The sequence below is a fragment of the Flavobacterium sp. genome (genome assembly GCF_044361015.1).
GTDB lineage: Bacteria > Bacteroidota > Bacteroidia > Flavobacteriales > Flavobacteriaceae > Flavobacterium.
This window is the reverse complement of the sequence record NZ_JBIKJL010000019.1, coordinates 1-16,842: the sequence shown is the minus strand read 5'-3', so window position 1 is coordinate 16,842 and position 16,842 is coordinate 1. Positions and strand designations below refer to the sequence as shown.

Genomic DNA, 16,842 nt, shown 5'->3' with positions numbered 1-16,842 from the left:
GGCATGAAAAGAGAAAAGAAAATAATTAGTAATAGTAATTCCCCCTTCGGGGGTTAGGGGGCTGATGTACGCAATTTTAGACATAGAAACCACCGGAGGTCAATACAACGAAGAAGGAATTACCGAAATAGCCATTTATAAATTTGATGGTCATGAGGTGATTGATCAATTCATTAGTTTGGTGAATCCTGAAAAACCTATTCAGCCTTTTGTGGTGAAATTAACCGGAATCAACAACGCCATGTTGCGGTCGGCTCCCAAATTTTATGAAGTAGCTAAGCGTATCATTGAAATGACCGAAGGTTGTATTGTTGTGGCTCACAATGCTTCTTTTGATTATCGAATTTTGCAAACTGAATTTAGAAGATTGGGATTTCAATTTCATAAACAAACACTTTGCACGGTTGAATTATCAAAAAAATTGTTACCCGGACATGAATCATATAGTTTAGGGAAATTGGTTCGTGCACTGGGAATTCCGATGGCCGACCGACATCGAGCAAGTGGCGATGCGATGGCAACAGTGAAATTATTCAAAATGCTTTTGACTCAAGATATTGAAAAAGAAATTGTCAAAAGCATGGTGAAAACCGAAATTAAATCGGGTATGTCACCGAAATTATTAGACATTGTTGAAAATTTGCCTTCCAAAACCGGGATTTATTACATCCATAATGAAAAAGGTGATTTAATTTACATCGGAAAAAGTAAAAACATAAAAAAGAGGGTCAATCAACATTTTACAGGCACTTCCCGTAAATGCAAAAAAATTCAATTAGAAGTTTTTGCGGTAACATTTGAAGAAACCGGAAGTGAACTAATTGCTTTATTGAAAGAAAGTGAAGAAATTAAAATCAATAAACCCATTTACAATCGAGCTCAACGCAAAACCATTTTCCAGTGGGCTTTGTATGCACAAAAAGATGAAAACGGCTATTTGGCATTAAAACTGCAAAAAGCGGATGGTCGCAAAAAAGAAATTACCTCTTTTAGCTCCATTCAAGAAGGAAAAAATGCATTATTTAAATTCACTGACCAATTCAATCTTTGCCAAAAAATTAATGGTTTGTATGACACAAAAAATGCCTGTTTTAAATACAAAATAAAAGAATGCGACGGTGCTTGCGTAGGAGTAATTTCGCCGGAAGAATACAATGAACGAGTGCAGGAGTTTATTGAAACTAACTTATTTGAAAACGAAAATATGGTAATTATCGACCGCGGTAGAACCCTCCAAGAACGTTCGGCGGTATTAATTGAAGGCGGTATTTACAAAGGTTACTGTTTTTACGATTTGAACTATCAAATTACCAATACAGATGTGCTCAACAACATTATCATTCACATGCAAAATAATCGGGATACCCGAAATATCATTAAAGCCTATTTAAGAAAACATAAAGTAATGAAAATTGTAAAATTTTAGTTTATATTAGCACTAAAGTTGATAAAAGGCTCATGAATTCAGTAAAATCATCTTGGGAAATTTTCAGACAAAAAACTCATATCATTATTTATGGGACAAATACTGTTGCCGGAAGATTATTCGACTTGATTTTATTGGGAATTATACTTTTGAGTGTTTTATTGGTAATGCTAGAAACCGTTGAAGGAATCGATTTAAAATTCCATGAGCAATTGGTTTTTTTGGAATGGGTCATTACTATATTTTTTACCATTGAATATATCCTAAGAATTATCACCATCAATAAACCGATTAAATATATTTTAAGCTTTTATGGAATTATTGATTTGATTGCAACGCTTCCCATGTATCTTTCTTTTTTCTTTGCCGGTACAAGTATTTTTACAACAATAAGAGCGTTACGATTACTCCGACTTTTCAAAATCCTCAATCACCCGCAGTTTTCGGGCCAATCAGTACATTTAAGGGAGTCTATCATTGCAAGTAGAGGCAAAATACTAGTATTTATGTATTTTGTACTGATTAGTTGCATAATCATTGGTTCTGTTATGTATGTGGTAGAAGGCAAAGAAGCAGGTTTTACAAGTATTCCAACGAGCATCTATTGGTGTATCGTTACGTTAACTACAGTAGGTTATGGAGATATTTCACCGATCACTCCGTTAGGTCAATTTATTGCCTCGCTGGTAATGATTATGGGTTATGGAATCATTGCAGTTCCCACAGGAATAGTTACTGCTGAATTAGCTAAAAACACAACTCCCAAAATGCCTCTGCCAAACAAATTACATTGCTTTGAATGTGGGTCGGAAACACACTTATCCGACGCAAAATATTGTCAGAACTGCGGACATTCGTTAGATGAAAACTAATTACTTGATTACAATTGTTGGTCCAACCGCCATCGGAAAAACGGCTTTGAGTATTACTTTGTCCAAACATTTTGGCTGCGACATTATTTCCTGCGACAGCAGACAGTTTTTCAAAGAGATGAAAATTGGCACCGCTGTTCCTTCTGATGAAGAATTGAAAGCTGCACCACATCATTTCATTCAAAACAAATCGGTTTTCGAAAATTATTCCGTAGGTGATTTTGAACGAGAAGCACTTTTGAAACTGGATGAATTGTTTCAAAAAAACAACATCCAAATCATGGTGGGCGGTTCAGGGTTATATGTGGATGCTGTTTTGCGAGGTTTTGATGATTTTCCGGATATAGCATCCTCCATTCGTGAAGAAATTAGAAGAAATTATGAAGAAAAAGGATTGGAATTTTTACAACAAAAATTGCAAGAATTAGATGCATATTATTTTGAAAAACTAAGTTCTGAAAATCCGCAGACCTTACAAAATCCGCAACGCATGATGCGATTTGTCGAAGTTTCTTTGGGAACCGGCAAACCCTATTCTTCTTTTTTAAATCAGAAGCAAAGTACACGGAATTTCACGCCGATTATCATCGGATTGGAAGCCAATCGGGAAATCATGTATGAACGTATCAATCGAAGAGTCGACCTCATGATGCAGGACGGATTGTTGGAAGAAGTGAAAAATTTACATCCCAACAAAAATTTGAATGCCTTACAAACCGTTGGCTATCGAGAACTATTTGATTATTTGGATGGCAAAACGAACGTAGAGTTTGCCATTGAAGAAATTAAAAAAAATACACGCCGATTTGCTAAACGTCAACTCACTTGGTTTAAGCGAACGGAAAACGTGGCATGGTTTGATTTTGAAACTGCAAATTCGGTAGTTATGAACTATGTCAATAATTCCATAAAATAAAAAAATCACACAACCTTTTTACTACTATTACATCTGAAACAAAGCCTTACAGATGAAAAAAATAGTTTTACTTTTTGCATTGATCCCCTTTTTATTTGCTTTTCAATGTGATCCTGAACCGGGACCTTGTGGCGAATATATTGAATTTGAAAAACGAGATTTGATTACAATTGAAAACCAACAAACCACCTATCAAGTTGGCGATTTAATTTGGCTTTCGTCAATTGTGGACAGATTTCAGGTAAACCCAATAACAGAAACTACCTATGATTTGTTTTCTTCTGATCAGAAATTAGCTTATTATTTAGGATTTAGTAAAACATCACTTTACAATGGTTCGATTTTTCTTAACATAAATGAAAACACAACCGTAATGGAAGAAGGAGAACTAGATTGGAACACCATTATTTTAACAAAAAACAATGAGCAATTCAAAAGTAAAATCGGAATCAAACTTTTAGAACCGGGAACTTATTCATTACTTATATACAATGTTTCTTCTTTTAATCGAGACCGGATAGGTTGCAATTTCACCACCTATTCAATGCCAACAGATTTTAATGGAATGGATAGTAAAGTGTTTACTTTTATAGTGGAGTAAATTCAAACATAAAAAAATGGCCATCTCACCAAATTTCACTTCTGTATATTCCAAAGACTGGGAAATTAATTTCATTCAATGTTATCCCAACGGACAATTGAAACATACGGAACTGTGCAATATCTTGCAACTAACTGCCGGCTTTCATGCAGAAATGGGCGGATTGAGTTTTAGTGATATGCAAGTTCACAACCAAGCTTGGGTTTTGAGTAGAATGCGAGTGGAGGTAACTGAATTACCCAAATGGCGAGATCGTGTCACAGTAAAAACTTGGATTGTGGATATGCAGGGTTCGCGTTCAGTGAGAGCTTTAGAATTGTATGTAGGAGATAAAAAAATGGTCAGCTCACTTACCTATTGGGTTGTTTTAAATACCGAATTGCGAAAACCGGAAACTTTGGCCTTGCCTTTTGAACACTTTGAAGTGTATCCTAAAAATGTCCCCACCGAAAAATCTTTTTCAAAAATCAACTTGCATGTAGCAACTACGTTTCTAAAAAACAAAGAGGTTCTCTTGTCTGATTTAGACATTGTCAATCATGCCAATAATGTGAAATATTTAGAATGGTGTTTGGATTGTATTCACCCAAACATTTTACTCAAAAATGGCATCAATGCATTTGATATGAATTTTTTAAGAGAATTACATTGGCATGATGAAGTTGAATTAGTATCATCTATGGAAGAAATTCCAAATTTCATTTCAGTGATAAAAAATGACAAATACTGTTTTGCTCTTTTTTTGGAATATAACCCATAGTTCATTATAAAACAAAAAAAAGCCTCTTTTCAGAGGCATTAAAAATTTATATAGATTTATTTTTAATAACTAATCGGAAACCTTCTCCATGAATATTAAGAATTTCTACATCCGGATCCATTTTAAGGTATTTTCTTAATTTGGCAATATAAACATCCATACTTCTAGAAGTAAAATAGTTATCGTCTCTCCAAATTTTTGTTAAAGCCAATTCTCTTGGCATCAAATCATTTTCGTGAAGAGCCAACATTTTTAGCAATTCATTTTCTTTAGGTGACAATTTAATTGGTTCTTGATTGCCAAAAGTTAAGAAGCGCAACTTAGAATTCAAATGAAGCTTTCCAATTTGAAATTCAAATTTTAAATTATCAGTTTTACTTTCAGACTGTTTGCGTTGCATGATGGCTTTAATTTTCATCAATAACACTTCAGAATCAAATGGTTTATTTAAATAATCATCTGCTCCAACTTTATATCCTTTTAAAACATCTTCTTTCATTGACTTTGCTGTCAAAAATATCAAAGGTACTTCTTTATTTTTTTCTCTAATTTCTTTTGCTAAAGTATAACCATCTTTATAAGGCATCATCACATCCAAAATACACAAATCAAAAATGTCTTTTTTGAATTTTTCAAATCCTTCCATTCCATTTTTGGCTAAAACGACATCAAAATCATTTAGCACAAGATAATCTTTTAATATGGCTCCAAAATTTGGATCATCTTCAACTAAAAGAATTTTTTTGTTTTCAGTTTCCATGAGTTAATTTATTTAATGGTATTTAATTTATTAATGGTAATTTTATAATAAAGGTACTACCTTTTCCTTTTTCGCTTTCAACAGTTATTTGTCCGTTGTGTTCTTCTACAATTCGTTTGACATAAGCTAAACCTAGTCCATGCCCTTTTACATTATGTATATCTCCGGTATGCTCTCGATAGAATTTTTCGAAAATTCGCTTTTGAGCTACTTTACTCATTCCTGTACCACAATCTTTTATTTTAACTACCAGAAAATCTTTCACGTTTTCTGTAAAAATATCAATTTTAGGTTTATCAGGTGAATACTTTATGGCGTTATCTAAAATATTTACAAATACGTTGGTAAAATGAACATCATTTAACAGAGCCGAAGTTCTTGATGCACTAAAATGTGTATTAATAACACCTTCTCTATCTTCGACGATTAAACTCACATGTTCGATAGCATCGCTAATTATTTCATTAATATCAATCGCTTCTTTATTAATTTCTAATTCTCTTTTTTCTAATTTAGATATTCGCAATACATTTTCTACTTGAGCATGCATTCGCTTATTTTCATCACGAATCATTTGTAAATATCGATGAACTTTCTCCTTATCATCAATAACTTTTGGATTTTTTATGGCATCTAAGGCAAGATTTATAGTTGCAATAGGTGTTTTGAATTCATGAGTCATATTGTTGATGAAATCTGTTTTTATCTCGGAAATTTGACGTTGCTTAAATAATTGATTCAATGCATTGGCATAAGCAATTATAATTATTAACGTAAAAATCAATGAAAGAATTGCAACCCCTATCAAATCAGAAAAAATAAATTTCTTTTTTTCCGGAAAACTTACTAATAATTGGTATTGACTTCTACCATCATTATCTGTAAAAACAGGAATACTATATGTATCATTTTTATTGAATTTAAACTTATCAGATTTAACTTTAGTAGCTAAACCGTTACTATAAATTCCAAATTCAAAAGGAGTATTTATTCCATATTCCGTGAGTTGTCTTTTCAATAATTCGAAAAGTTTTTCTTTGGAAACTCTTCGTTGAATAGGATAAGTTAATGCAATATCATTAAAAGAGATATCATATAATAATTTGTCTAAAACCTTAAGTTTTCCTGATTTTTCAATTTTTAAATCAGGTCTTAAATTATTTTGCAAATTTGATTTATCAATTCCATTATGATATATTTCAGTTTTTCGTTTTGCAGAAAAACTTTTCACTTTCATACTGTCAAATTTTTTATCAAAGAACGAGGGTGAAATAGTAAAATCTTGTGAATTGATACTATTCGAATAAATTATAGTTTCATTTGTTTGTGAATTTCGCTGATAATAGCCAAATTCTAAAAAATCCGCATCAACTTTATCGCTTCCTGTACTGTCCTTAAACTGGTTTATTTTATCAACGAAAGATAAAATCTCCTGCTCTTGGATATTTGCCGAAACATTCCCTAATACCTGTTTCACATGGAATTTAAACTGTTCTTGATTGTTTTCTAAAGAAGAATTAAACCAATAAACCTGAACTAAAATTATTCCGATAAGTGAAATACTCATCAAAAACACTAATAGTCTAAATAACACTCTAGTCATCGTTACAAATTTAACATTTTAACATTTGTATTGTTAATAGATTAACCAAACATTAACATCATGCCTTTTTATTATAAATCATTTAATACTTTAAGAATTTGATCAACTTTTGTTTTAGTGTTCTCAATATCAATATTTTCAATTACAAAATCACTCGCTGAAATCTTCATTTCATCAGTCCATTGATTTTTTATTCTTTCCAAAACAGCTTCTCTAGTTACTTTATCTCTATCCTTTACTCTTTTAATTCGGAGTTCTTGCGGAGCAACAACCGTAATAACTTTATCACATTGCTTATTGCCTCCGGTTTCAAATAAAATGGCAGTTTCTTTAATAACAAATGGAAAATTCTTTTTGCTCTTTAACCAATTTTTAAAATGCTTTTGCACTTCAGGATGAACAATATTATTTAATTCAGAAAGTTTTGCAGGATTATTAAATACTAGTTTAGCCAATTTTGGTCTGTCAATTTTTAAATTTACTAGTATATCATTACCAAAAACTTTTGTTATTTTAGTAATGATTTTTCTTGTTTCCATTAATTTTTTAGCTTCAGTATCGGCAATATAAACAGGAATACCTTTTGAAATAAATAAATTAGCCACAGTTGATTTTCCGCTTCCGATTCCTCCAGTTAAACCAATAATCCTAGTCATTTTAATTTGATTTAAAAAACAATTCAGGAAATTCAGTTTTGGGATTTCTCTTTAAAATGGTTATTAAAATAAACGAAATTAAAAAACCAAAACCATATCCATAAAATTGAATTAAGGCAGCAACTAAACTAAGAGACCCTATTTTAACACTTTTGTTACAAATTGAAGACACAAAAAATAAAAGCAAAAAATAAAACCCATAAAATAAAATGGGAAAAAAAAGACCAAAAAACATAACTATGATTGCCAAATCCAAACCAATAATAAACAGGGTTGGTAAGAAAAAAGTAGGCTTACTAAATTCAGGATACCAACTGTTTAAAATTGGACGTGCTTTTCCAAATTTGAATACTTGATTGTAAAATTTAGACCAATCTATTCTGCGTTTATGATAAACATAGGCTTTAGTCAATAATTTAGTATTGAATCCTAACTTCCATAATCGAATTGATAAATCAGGATCTTCCCCCGGATGAATATTTCCAAAACCTCCGGATGCTTCAAAAGCTTTTTCAGAAATTCCCATGTTAAAACTTCGGGGTTGAAACTTATCGATTTTTTCAGAACCACCACGTATTCCTCCAGTAGTTAAAAACGAAGTCAAGCTGAAATTAATTGCTTTTTGGATGTCAGAAAAACTATCTAACGCTTTATCAGGTCCACCAAAACAATCAATATAGTCACTATTTAAAGCTAATTCTACTTCTGATAAATAATTTGTCGGAATAATGCAATCAGAATCGAAAATGATAAAATAATCTCCTTTTGCTCGTTTCATGCCAAAGTTTCTGGAATCACCCGGTCCTGAATTTTCTTTAAAAAAATAAGCTATTGTTAGTTTATCCGAATAGTTAGAAATTATATTCTCACAGCTAATTGCTGAACCATCTTCTATGATTACAATTTCAAATGGTTTATTGTAGTCTTGAATTATGAGACTATCAAGTAATTCCTCTATTTCTTCCGGACGATTATAAACCGGGATAATAATTGAAAAATACATGTTGAAATTTTAACAAATATACAGCATAAAAAACAAAAGCCACGCGGTAGGCATGGCTTTTGAAATCAAATTATTAAAAATTATTGTTTGATAACTTTGATTGTTTTTTCAAGATTATCTTCAGTAGTTATTTTTACTAAATAAGTACCTGAAGCTAAAGCTGATAAATCTAATTGACCTTGTGTTGCATTAACATTAGCAGTTATCATTTGTTGACCTAAAAGATTAACAACAACTGCTTTTGAAATGTTAGAAACATATGATAAGTTCAATACATCTTTCACCGGGTTTGGATAATATGTAAAATTAGCATTATCGAATGATGTAGCACTTAATGAACCATCAAATGCCGAAATCACAAATGAACCTTGAGAACCATTATAACCCCAAGCTCTGATTAAAATTGTTTCACCAGCTGTTAACCCGGTTAAAGATAATGTTGAAAACAAACCAGTTGTATCATCATTACACGATATAGAAACTAGTGCTCCACAAGTACCCGAATAAGCTTCAATAGCGGTATCTGCTAAACCTGCATTACCTTGTGTTTCTATTGTGATTGTTCCGGCTTCAGGTACAACAACAGAATACCAAACATCTTTTCCATTAGTAGCAAAACCAAATGCACCACAAGATGGAAGTGGATCGGAAACATTTGAAGTAGCTCCTAAACTAGTTGTTGTTAATGCATAGTCTGCAAAAACAGCACCAGCAGTTAAAGCTATTGCATTGGCACAGTTATCATTTGCAGGTGCAGGTGGTGGCGTTCCACAAAATATATTTCTAGCTCTGAAAGTAGTATTATCTCCACAAGCATTATCAGTGTGTAAATAGAATCTTACTACATCAGTAACATTAGATGTCCAAGTTAATGGTGTAACACCATAAGCTAATACAACAGTACCGTCTACGTTACCAATTGTAATTCTATCAGTTGCAATACTACTACTAAATGTATACTCAACCCCAGAGGTTAAATTCACATTTGAATATTCTCCAGCATATCCCACATTAGTAATGATTTGAGTAATTCCAATACAAGCTGGTGTAAATGTAGCTAATGGGAATAGTCCGTTCGGATCATTCAAACAACCAACAAAAACAGGTTCGTTTACTGTTAAAACACCACTTAAATAAGTAGTTCCATCCCAGAAGTTACCATCATTAGAGGCATTGATACCTCCATAAACATAATCTCCTGAATTCAGTCTAAATCTTGTTGCATAATAGTAGGTGCCCGGTGTTAAACCCGTGCCTATTTCTGCCATATATTCATCATTGTTTCCAACACTAGCTGCATTGTGAGTGGCATCCACCCAATTTGTCCAAGTAGATGGGTTGGTATTTTCTCCAACAGGACTGATTCCTACCCATGCTTGAATCCCGGCTGCTTGACCGGAATAACCAGGTTCAACATCTGTTAAACCAGCTTTATAAATTTGGCCGTAAACAGTTCCTGAACCTCCTTGAGTAATATCAAACGCAGAAGGAAACTGTAGGTTTACATAATCCGGTGTATCAGTCGTTACTACACCACAAACGATAGAACGAACTCTATTTACATCTTCATCACCACATTCATCATCAACGTGAGAATAAAACCTAATTTCCCCGGTCACATTAGCAACCCAAGTTAAAGGTGTATCTCCAAAAGCAGCAGCTGTTGCACCGGCATCAGTACTTAATGTAATAAAATCTGTAGAACCGGAACTGAAAATATAAGTTTCACCGGAAGTTACATTCACAACAGAGTACTCACCAGCCCATCCATCTGTTACAATAACATTTGTTGTCAATCCATCACAAGTTACCGGAGTATAAGTATCCGCAGGATATTGTCCATTAGGAGCACTTAAACAATATCCTGGAGGGTCTTGAGTCGTAAATGTCCAAACAGGGCATCCTATTGCACTTCCTCCTAAATTTTTTGGAACAATCTTCCAATAGAATGTAAAACTATAATCATTGACATTAACATTAATTGAAGTTGTAGTATAATTTCCTAAAAAAGTATTAACTGCATCAGGAGCAATTCCATAATAGAAATCATATGATGTTGGAGCATCCCCTGTAGTTGGGGCAGTCCAAGAGAAATTAACTTGTCCAACAGGAATAGTAGCTCCATCAGCAGGAGTCAACAATGTTGCACAACCGGGAGCCGCTACTGATGATTCCATGTTTACATTATCAATTGCCCAGTTGTCACCATCATCATTTGTCATGACAAAAGCAATATAAATGGATTGACCAACATAAGCACTCAAATCAACAGATTTTACAGTCATTGTTGTTAAATTTAAGTCTGCTTCTGTTTGAGATAGAACGGTTGTAAATGTTGCATGATTTGTTTGTGAAGTTGTTGACACACGAATATCATACGTTGTACCATAGTCTACAGTAAATTGTTGTCTTTGATAAAAAGTCAACAATGTATTTGGAGCAGTAACCGTATGCAATGGTGATACTAACCAATCCTCTGCTAAACCACCAGTCACATCTTCCCAACGAACAAAAGCAGCTTGTGTTCCTGTTTGAACAAAAGCAGTCGCAGTAGTTACAGACCAATCAAATTCAGTTCCTAAACCATTGGTCCCTCTAAAGGATGCCCAACCAGCTGGAGGAACGGTAGTTTCAAAACTTTCAGGAAACTGAGCAAAAGCAGTAAAACTGAAAAGCATTAATAAAAATAATGTAATTTTTTTCATATTTATAAATTTTAAAATTCAATGTATAAATATAAAAAAAAATACCCACAAAATTGTATTGTGAGTATGATTTTTTATAAAACTCTTTGTTATTCTTTTGTAAAATATTCCATAACGTCCTGACTTACACCCATATTTGAAAATCCGCCATCGTTATATAAATTTTGTAATGTCACTCTTTTGGTTAAATCCGAAAACATTGCTATCGTAAAATTAGCACAATCTAAAGCAGTGGCATTACCAAGTGGCGACATTTTATTGGCATAGGTAATAAAACCATCAAAACCCTTAACTCCCTGTCCTGCAGTTGTTGGTGTTGGCGATTGAGAAATTGTATTAACTCTAACTTTTTTATCCTTGCCAAAGAAATAACCAAAACTTCTCGCGATAGATTCTAAATATGCTTTGTTATCTGCCATATCGTTATAATCAGGAAAGACACGTTGAGCAGCCATGTATGTCAAGGCTACAACACTTCCCCACTCATTCATGGCATCTTTTTGATATAAAACCTGCATTACTTTGTGAAAAGAAACTGCAGATACATCCCAACCTTTATGTGTAAACTCATAATTTTGATTTGTATAATGGTTTCCTTTTCTAACATTCACAGACATTCCTATCGAGTGAAGGACAAAATCCAATTTTCCACCTAAAATCTCAACTGCTTTTTCTACTAAATTTTCCAAATCAGCAACTGATGTTGCATCTGCAGGAATAATTTGAGAGCCTGTTTTTTCAGCCAGTTGATTAATTGTTCCCATTCGCATAGCAATTGGGGCATTGGTCAGAACAAAAGTACCACCTTCTTCATGAACACGCTCTGCTGTTTTCCATGCTATTGAATTTTCATCTAATGCTCCGAATATAATTCCCCTTTTCCCTTTTAGTAAATTATACATACTATTTTAATTTTATTTTTATTTATATGAGGTTTCAAATATAGTTAAAAAATCAGTTTAACAATGCTTTTGCATGATTTATGGCTGAATCAGATAAAGAATTCCCTGAAAGTATTTGAGCAATTTCGATGATTCTTTCATCATTATTTAACAATATAATTTCAGATTTTGTCTTGTCTCCCAAATCAGATTTAAAAACTTTGTAATGAAAATTACCTTTGGCAGCAATTTGTGGCAAATGAGTGATAGCAAAAATTTGCATATTCTTACTCATTTCCTTCATAATATCTCCCATTTTATTAGCAATTTCTCCGGAAACACCGGTATCAATTTCGTCAAAAATTAGGGTTGGCAAACTTGAATATTGAGCTAAAACAGCTTTAACTGCCAACATAATTCGTGACATTTCACCACCGGAAGCTACTTTTTTCAGTAATCCAAAATCAGATCCTTTGTTGGTTGAAATCAAAAACTGAATAGTATCTTTTCCGTTTGAAAAAAAGGTGTCCGAGAATGTCAACTCAATATTAAATTGCACATTTGGCATACCTAGCTGACTCAAAATAGAAATAAGCATTTTTGTCAAACGTGGTAGGCTGTTTTTTCTGTTAAAGTGAATATTTTTAGCTAAATCAATCAAAATTGTTTGCTCCTTCTGAATTTGATTTTCAAGTCCCAAAATTGATTTTTCTAACGTTTCCAAAGAACTCACTTTTCCATTCAATTCTTGTTGAATTTGAAGCAATTCACCAATGGTATTAACCTGATGTTTTTTCTGTAAAGTGTAAATTAATTGTAGTTTTTGAGAGATAAAAGCTAATCTCTCCGGATCATTATCAACGGAATCAGAAAAAAGATTTAGTTCATTTACAATATCTTTCAGTTCAATAGAAATACTCTCAATACGCTCATAAAGCAAAGCATATTCTGACGAAAATTGACTAATTTTTTGGATGGCAATTTTAAACTCTTTTATTTGCTGAAGTATCCCAAATTGTTCATTATCTGACAATAACAAACTTTTTTCCAGTTGTTCTTTAATTAATTCAACGTTATTCAATTTTTCTAATTGAATTTCCATTTCTTCTTGTTCACCATCAATTAATTTAGCTTGTTCCAATTCCGTATACAAAAAGGCTAAATAATCTTGCTCTTTTAAACCTTCTGCATATAATTCTTTTTGTTGCTCTACGGTATTTAAAAGTGATTTGTAATTTTTCAATTTATGACGATAATCAACTAATAAATTCTGATTTGAAGCGACAGCATCGATTATTTGAAACTGAAATTGCTCTTCGGTTAATTCCCGAGTTTGATGTTGTGAATGAATATCCAATAAATATTCGCTGAGTTCAACCAAGGTTTGCAAATTAACGGGACTATCATTTACAAAAGCTCTCGATTTTCCGGAAGGAAGAATTTCACGTCGAATAATAGTTACCTCTTCATAATCCAAATCGTTAAGTTCAAAAAAATCTTTTAAAGCATATTTTTCAATTGAAAAATGCCCTTCAATTATACATTTCTCTTCTTTATTTTTAAGTGAAGTTAAGTCTGCTCTTTTCCCTAAAACTAATCCAAGTGCTCCTAATAAAATTGACTTTCCTGCTCCGGTTTCACCGGTAATGGTTGAAAATCCATTTGAAAAATCAATGGATAATTTGTCAATTAAAGCATAATTATTTATGGATAATGAAGTTAGCATAACTATTCTGAATACAAATAAACAACTGCAATGTACTCAATAAATTAGAAGAAGATAGAAGTAAAAATGAGATTATTTAAACAAAGTTATTAAAACTTTATTGTAGACCATTTAGACGCATTTAAAGGAGAAAGTCGATTTAACTTGTCAACTAATTCAGTAGTTTGTATGCTGGGTCCATCTGAAAAAATATCGGCTATTTCATCTGATTTTGCATCAAAAAACACTCGGGTTAAAAATGCATTTGGTCTAACTGAATGAATTACTGAGAGATTTAAAAGTGCAGTTTTCAAATTCTCTTTTCCCAATTTCACATCATCTGCCATTTTATCAAGACCATTTGCGTGGTATTCAAAATAGGCTTGTCTGATTGGATTAAACGTATTAGACAACAAATCACTGATTAAATAATAGCGGTTTTGTAAACCATCGGTTTGAGACCAACCTTTATAACCTCCTGTTTGAGCTACACTCATCACGTTTTGAGCCATCTCTAAATACCTGTTTCCTTTTAAAGATTCAAATGAATCTGCATCTAAGGCCATTATAATGTAACTGTAGAAGGCAACCACTGAAACTAAGTTAGAGTCAAATGAATTGGGATTAAAATTTAGACTTTCAAATTCAACATATTTGAATGTGAAATCTTTATCGTTATAATTAAATATTGGGGTTGAATATATCGAGTTATAAACCGGTCTGGAAGATTGAATTTGAATAGTTGCCGTAAAAGTGGTATTATCTACTTCCGAAACATTAATAAACATAGAACATTCAATTCGTTCATTTTGGTTAAAATTTTGGCTAGACCATTTTGTTTTATTTACAAAATCATTTAATGATGTTTCTAACGTCTTGAATACCTGCTGTGTATTAGCCGTAACCCTTTCAGAATTTACACTTACAACACAATTAAGTTCTTGAGCTTGAATAAATCCAAACAGCATTAAAACTAAAACAACTATTATTTTACGCATGATATAACCCTATTATTTTATTTAAAATATCTTTAGCCACTTCTTCCTTGGGTTTTAATGGCATCGGTTCAATTTTAAATGATTTGTCAATAAATGTAATTTTGTTTGTCGCTTTACCAAAACCGGCACCTTCATCATTGAGCGAATTTAAAACAATCAAATCTAAGTTTTTTTTCTGAATCTTCAACTTGGCGTGTTCAATTTCATTTTCAGTTTCTAATGCAAAACCTACTAAAAATTGTTTCGTTTTAATTTTTCCTAAGGAAGCTAAAATATCTTTCGTTTTTTCAAGTTCAATAGAAAATGCTGCTTCAGTTTTTTTTATTTTTTGTTTAGCAATTTGTTTTGGTTTATAATCCGCCACTGCTGCTGCTGCTATTGCAACATCAACATCATCAAATAACAGATGGCATTGATCAAACATTTCATCTGAAGATGTCACGCGAATTAACTGTATACTTGAATTATCATTTTGAAAATGACTTGGTCCTGTCACTAAAATAACTTCAGCTCCCAATTTTGCAGCTTCATTGGCAATATCAAAACCCATTTTTCCAGTTGAATGATTTCCTATAAAACGCACAGGATCTATTGCTTCGTATGTGGGACCTGCAGTTATTAATATTTTTTTTCCTTTTAAAGGTAATTGTTGGAGCAAATGATTTTCTAAAAAGGCAATAATATTTTCAGGCTCTGCCATTCTGCCTTCACCGGATAAGCCACTAGCTAATTCACCATGCTCAGCAGGAATCATAATGTTTCCAAAAAGCGATAATTTATTTAAATTGGCTATTGTAGTTGGATGCTTATACATATCTAAATCCATTGCCGGGGCAAAATATACCGAACATTTTGCGGACAAATAGGTAGCCATCAATAAATTATCACAATTCCCATTAGCCATTTTTGCTAAGGTATTCGACGTTGTAGGAGCTACTAGCATCAAATCCGCCCAAAGGGCTAATTCAACGTGATTATTCCAAGTAGCATTTTGATTGTCCGATTCATTTTCTTCATTATAAAACTCAGAAAATACAGGATTTTTAGAAAGTGTGGAAAGAGTTAATGGTGTCACAAACTCTTTAGAAGCAGGTGTCATGATGACTTGTACCTCGGCACCTGCTTTTATAAATAATCTAACTAAGGAAGCAGTTTTATAGGCAGCAATTCCACCGGTTACACCCAGCAGCACTTTTTTCCCTTTTAAAACTGACATAGCGTTTTATTTTGTAGTATCTCTGTAGTAAATTTTTCCCTCTAGCCACTCTTGAACAGCTAACGCATGTGGTTTAGGTAATTTTTCATAAAATTTTGAAACTTCAATTTGCTCTTTGTTTTCAAAAATTTCTTCTAAACTATCATTATAGGTAGCAAACTCTTCTAATTTCTCAATTAATTCCTTTTTAATTTCAGAATTAATTTGATTTGCTCTTTTAGCCATAATAGTAATAGCTTCGTAAACATTCCCTGTAGGTTCTTCAATTACTCTTTTATCATATGTAATTGTGTTTACCGGAGCATTCGTTTTTTTTAAATCCATGACATGTATCTATTTAGAAAATTGTTGTAAATTTTGATTTAGTTTATTCATTAAATCATCTGCTTGTTCTTTATATTCTGATGAATTAGAATGCTTAATATATTTATCGTAAGCCTCTTTTGCACTTTTTAATCGTTCTTCTACTTTCTCTGAAACACTATTGATTGCTAAATAATAAGCAGAATCAAATTTATAATACAACGCAGCTTCTTTAAATGGTGTACCCGGATAATCTGAAATAAAATTATCCAAAGCTACGATAGCTGATTTGTAATCATAAATAGTATTGTATTGTTTTGCGTTTTCAAAAGCCTTTTTTTCAATTTTTTCTCTTAACTGTTTTACAATAACGTTTGCTTCAGAAAGTAGAACTGATTCCGGGTAATTATCAATAAAACCTTGCATTTTATCGATTG

General features: G+C 32.4%; 16 protein-coding genes. 5 read left to right on the top strand and 11 right to left on the bottom strand.

The features are described from left to right. Positions 1-64: 64 nt before the first annotated feature. From ACIQ2Z_RS06610 to ACIQ2Z_RS06590, 5 genes are read left to right on the top strand one after another with little or no spacing between them, the layout of a single operon-like run. A complete protein-coding gene (locus ACIQ2Z_RS06610; protein ID WP_396183358.1) occupies positions 65-1,426 on the top strand; it encodes an exonuclease domain-containing protein in 1,362 nt (453 codons plus the stop codon). A 32-nt stretch (positions 1,427-1,458) separates the two neighbouring features. Then, positions 1,459-2,298 (top strand): ion transporter, encoded by an 840-nt coding sequence (locus ACIQ2Z_RS06605; protein ID WP_396183357.1) that lies wholly within the window; start codon positions 1,459-1,461, stop codon positions 2,296-2,298. Continuing rightward, entirely contained in the window at positions 2,288-3,214 is a 927-nt protein-coding gene (gene miaA, locus ACIQ2Z_RS06600) for a tRNA (adenosine(37)-N6)-dimethylallyltransferase MiaA (protein WP_396183356.1), read from the top strand. The genes ACIQ2Z_RS06605 and miaA overlap by 11 nt, the downstream gene beginning before the upstream one ends. Before the next feature lie 52 nt (positions 3,215-3,266). Next, positions 3,267-3,815, top strand: a complete 549-nt coding sequence (locus ACIQ2Z_RS06595) for a hypothetical protein (protein ID WP_396183355.1) — start codon at positions 3,267-3,269, stop codon at positions 3,813-3,815. 16 nt (positions 3,816-3,831) lie between these two features. Then, positions 3,832-4,575, top strand: coding sequence for an acyl-[acyl-carrier-protein] thioesterase (locus ACIQ2Z_RS06590; protein ID WP_396183354.1), 744 nt, complete (start codon positions 3,832-3,834; stop codon positions 4,573-4,575). A 46-nt stretch (positions 4,576-4,621) separates the two neighbouring features. On the opposite strand, the gene ACIQ2Z_RS06585 is transcribed toward ACIQ2Z_RS06590, so the two are convergent. From ACIQ2Z_RS06585 to ACIQ2Z_RS06535, 11 genes are all read right to left on the bottom strand, one after another. Then, a complete protein-coding gene (locus tag ACIQ2Z_RS06585) occupies positions 4,622-5,335 on the bottom strand; it encodes a response regulator transcription factor (RefSeq protein WP_396183353.1) in 714 nt (237 codons plus the stop codon). A 22-nt stretch (positions 5,336-5,357) separates the two neighbouring features. Then, complete coding sequence (locus ACIQ2Z_RS06580) at positions 5,358-6,938, bottom strand: sensor histidine kinase (protein ID WP_396183352.1); 1,581 nt, start codon at positions 6,936-6,938, stop codon at positions 5,358-5,360. Between the two features lie 71 nt (positions 6,939-7,009). Next, positions 7,010-7,594, bottom strand: a complete 585-nt coding sequence (gene coaE, locus ACIQ2Z_RS06575; protein ID WP_396183351.1) for a dephospho-CoA kinase — start codon at positions 7,592-7,594, stop codon at positions 7,010-7,012. Between the two features lies 1 nt (position 7,595). Further along, positions 7,596-8,597 carry a glycosyltransferase gene (locus ACIQ2Z_RS06570; RefSeq protein ID WP_396183350.1) on the bottom strand — a complete coding sequence of 334 codons (1,002 nt, stop codon included), beginning with the start codon at positions 8,595-8,597 and terminating at the stop codon, positions 7,596-7,598. An 80-nt stretch (positions 8,598-8,677) separates the two neighbouring features. Continuing rightward, complete coding sequence (locus ACIQ2Z_RS06565) at positions 8,678-11,302, bottom strand: choice-of-anchor J domain-containing protein (RefSeq protein ID WP_396183349.1); 2,625 nt, start codon at positions 11,300-11,302, stop codon at positions 8,678-8,680. A gap of 89 nt (positions 11,303-11,391) precedes the next feature. Further along, complete coding sequence (locus tag ACIQ2Z_RS06560; RefSeq protein WP_396183348.1) at positions 11,392-12,204, bottom strand: enoyl-ACP reductase; 813 nt, start codon at positions 12,202-12,204, stop codon at positions 11,392-11,394. Positions 12,205-12,256: 52 nt separating this feature from the next. Further along, positions 12,257-13,909: a DNA repair protein RecN gene (gene recN / locus ACIQ2Z_RS06555; protein ID WP_396183347.1), complete on the bottom strand. Its 1,653-nt coding sequence runs from the start codon at positions 13,907-13,909 to the stop codon at positions 12,257-12,259. Between the two features lie 89 nt (positions 13,910-13,998). After that, positions 13,999-14,886 (bottom strand): DUF4835 family protein, encoded by an 888-nt coding sequence (locus tag ACIQ2Z_RS06550; protein ID WP_396183346.1) that lies wholly within the window; start codon positions 14,884-14,886, stop codon positions 13,999-14,001. Continuing rightward, complete coding sequence (gene coaBC / locus ACIQ2Z_RS06545; protein WP_396183345.1) at positions 14,879-16,102, bottom strand: bifunctional phosphopantothenoylcysteine decarboxylase/phosphopantothenate--cysteine ligase CoaBC; 1,224 nt, start codon at positions 16,100-16,102, stop codon at positions 14,879-14,881. The genes ACIQ2Z_RS06550 and coaBC overlap by 8 nt, the downstream gene beginning before the upstream one ends. Before the next feature lie 6 nt (positions 16,103-16,108). Then, on the bottom strand, positions 16,109-16,426 hold the full coding sequence (locus tag ACIQ2Z_RS06540) for a DNA-directed RNA polymerase subunit omega (protein WP_290860995.1): 318 nt from the start codon (positions 16,424-16,426) through the stop codon (positions 16,109-16,111). Between the two features lie 9 nt (positions 16,427-16,435). Next, the coding region (locus tag ACIQ2Z_RS06535; RefSeq protein ID WP_396183344.1) for an outer membrane protein assembly factor BamD at positions 16,436-16,842 on the bottom strand (407 nt) is incomplete at its 5' end.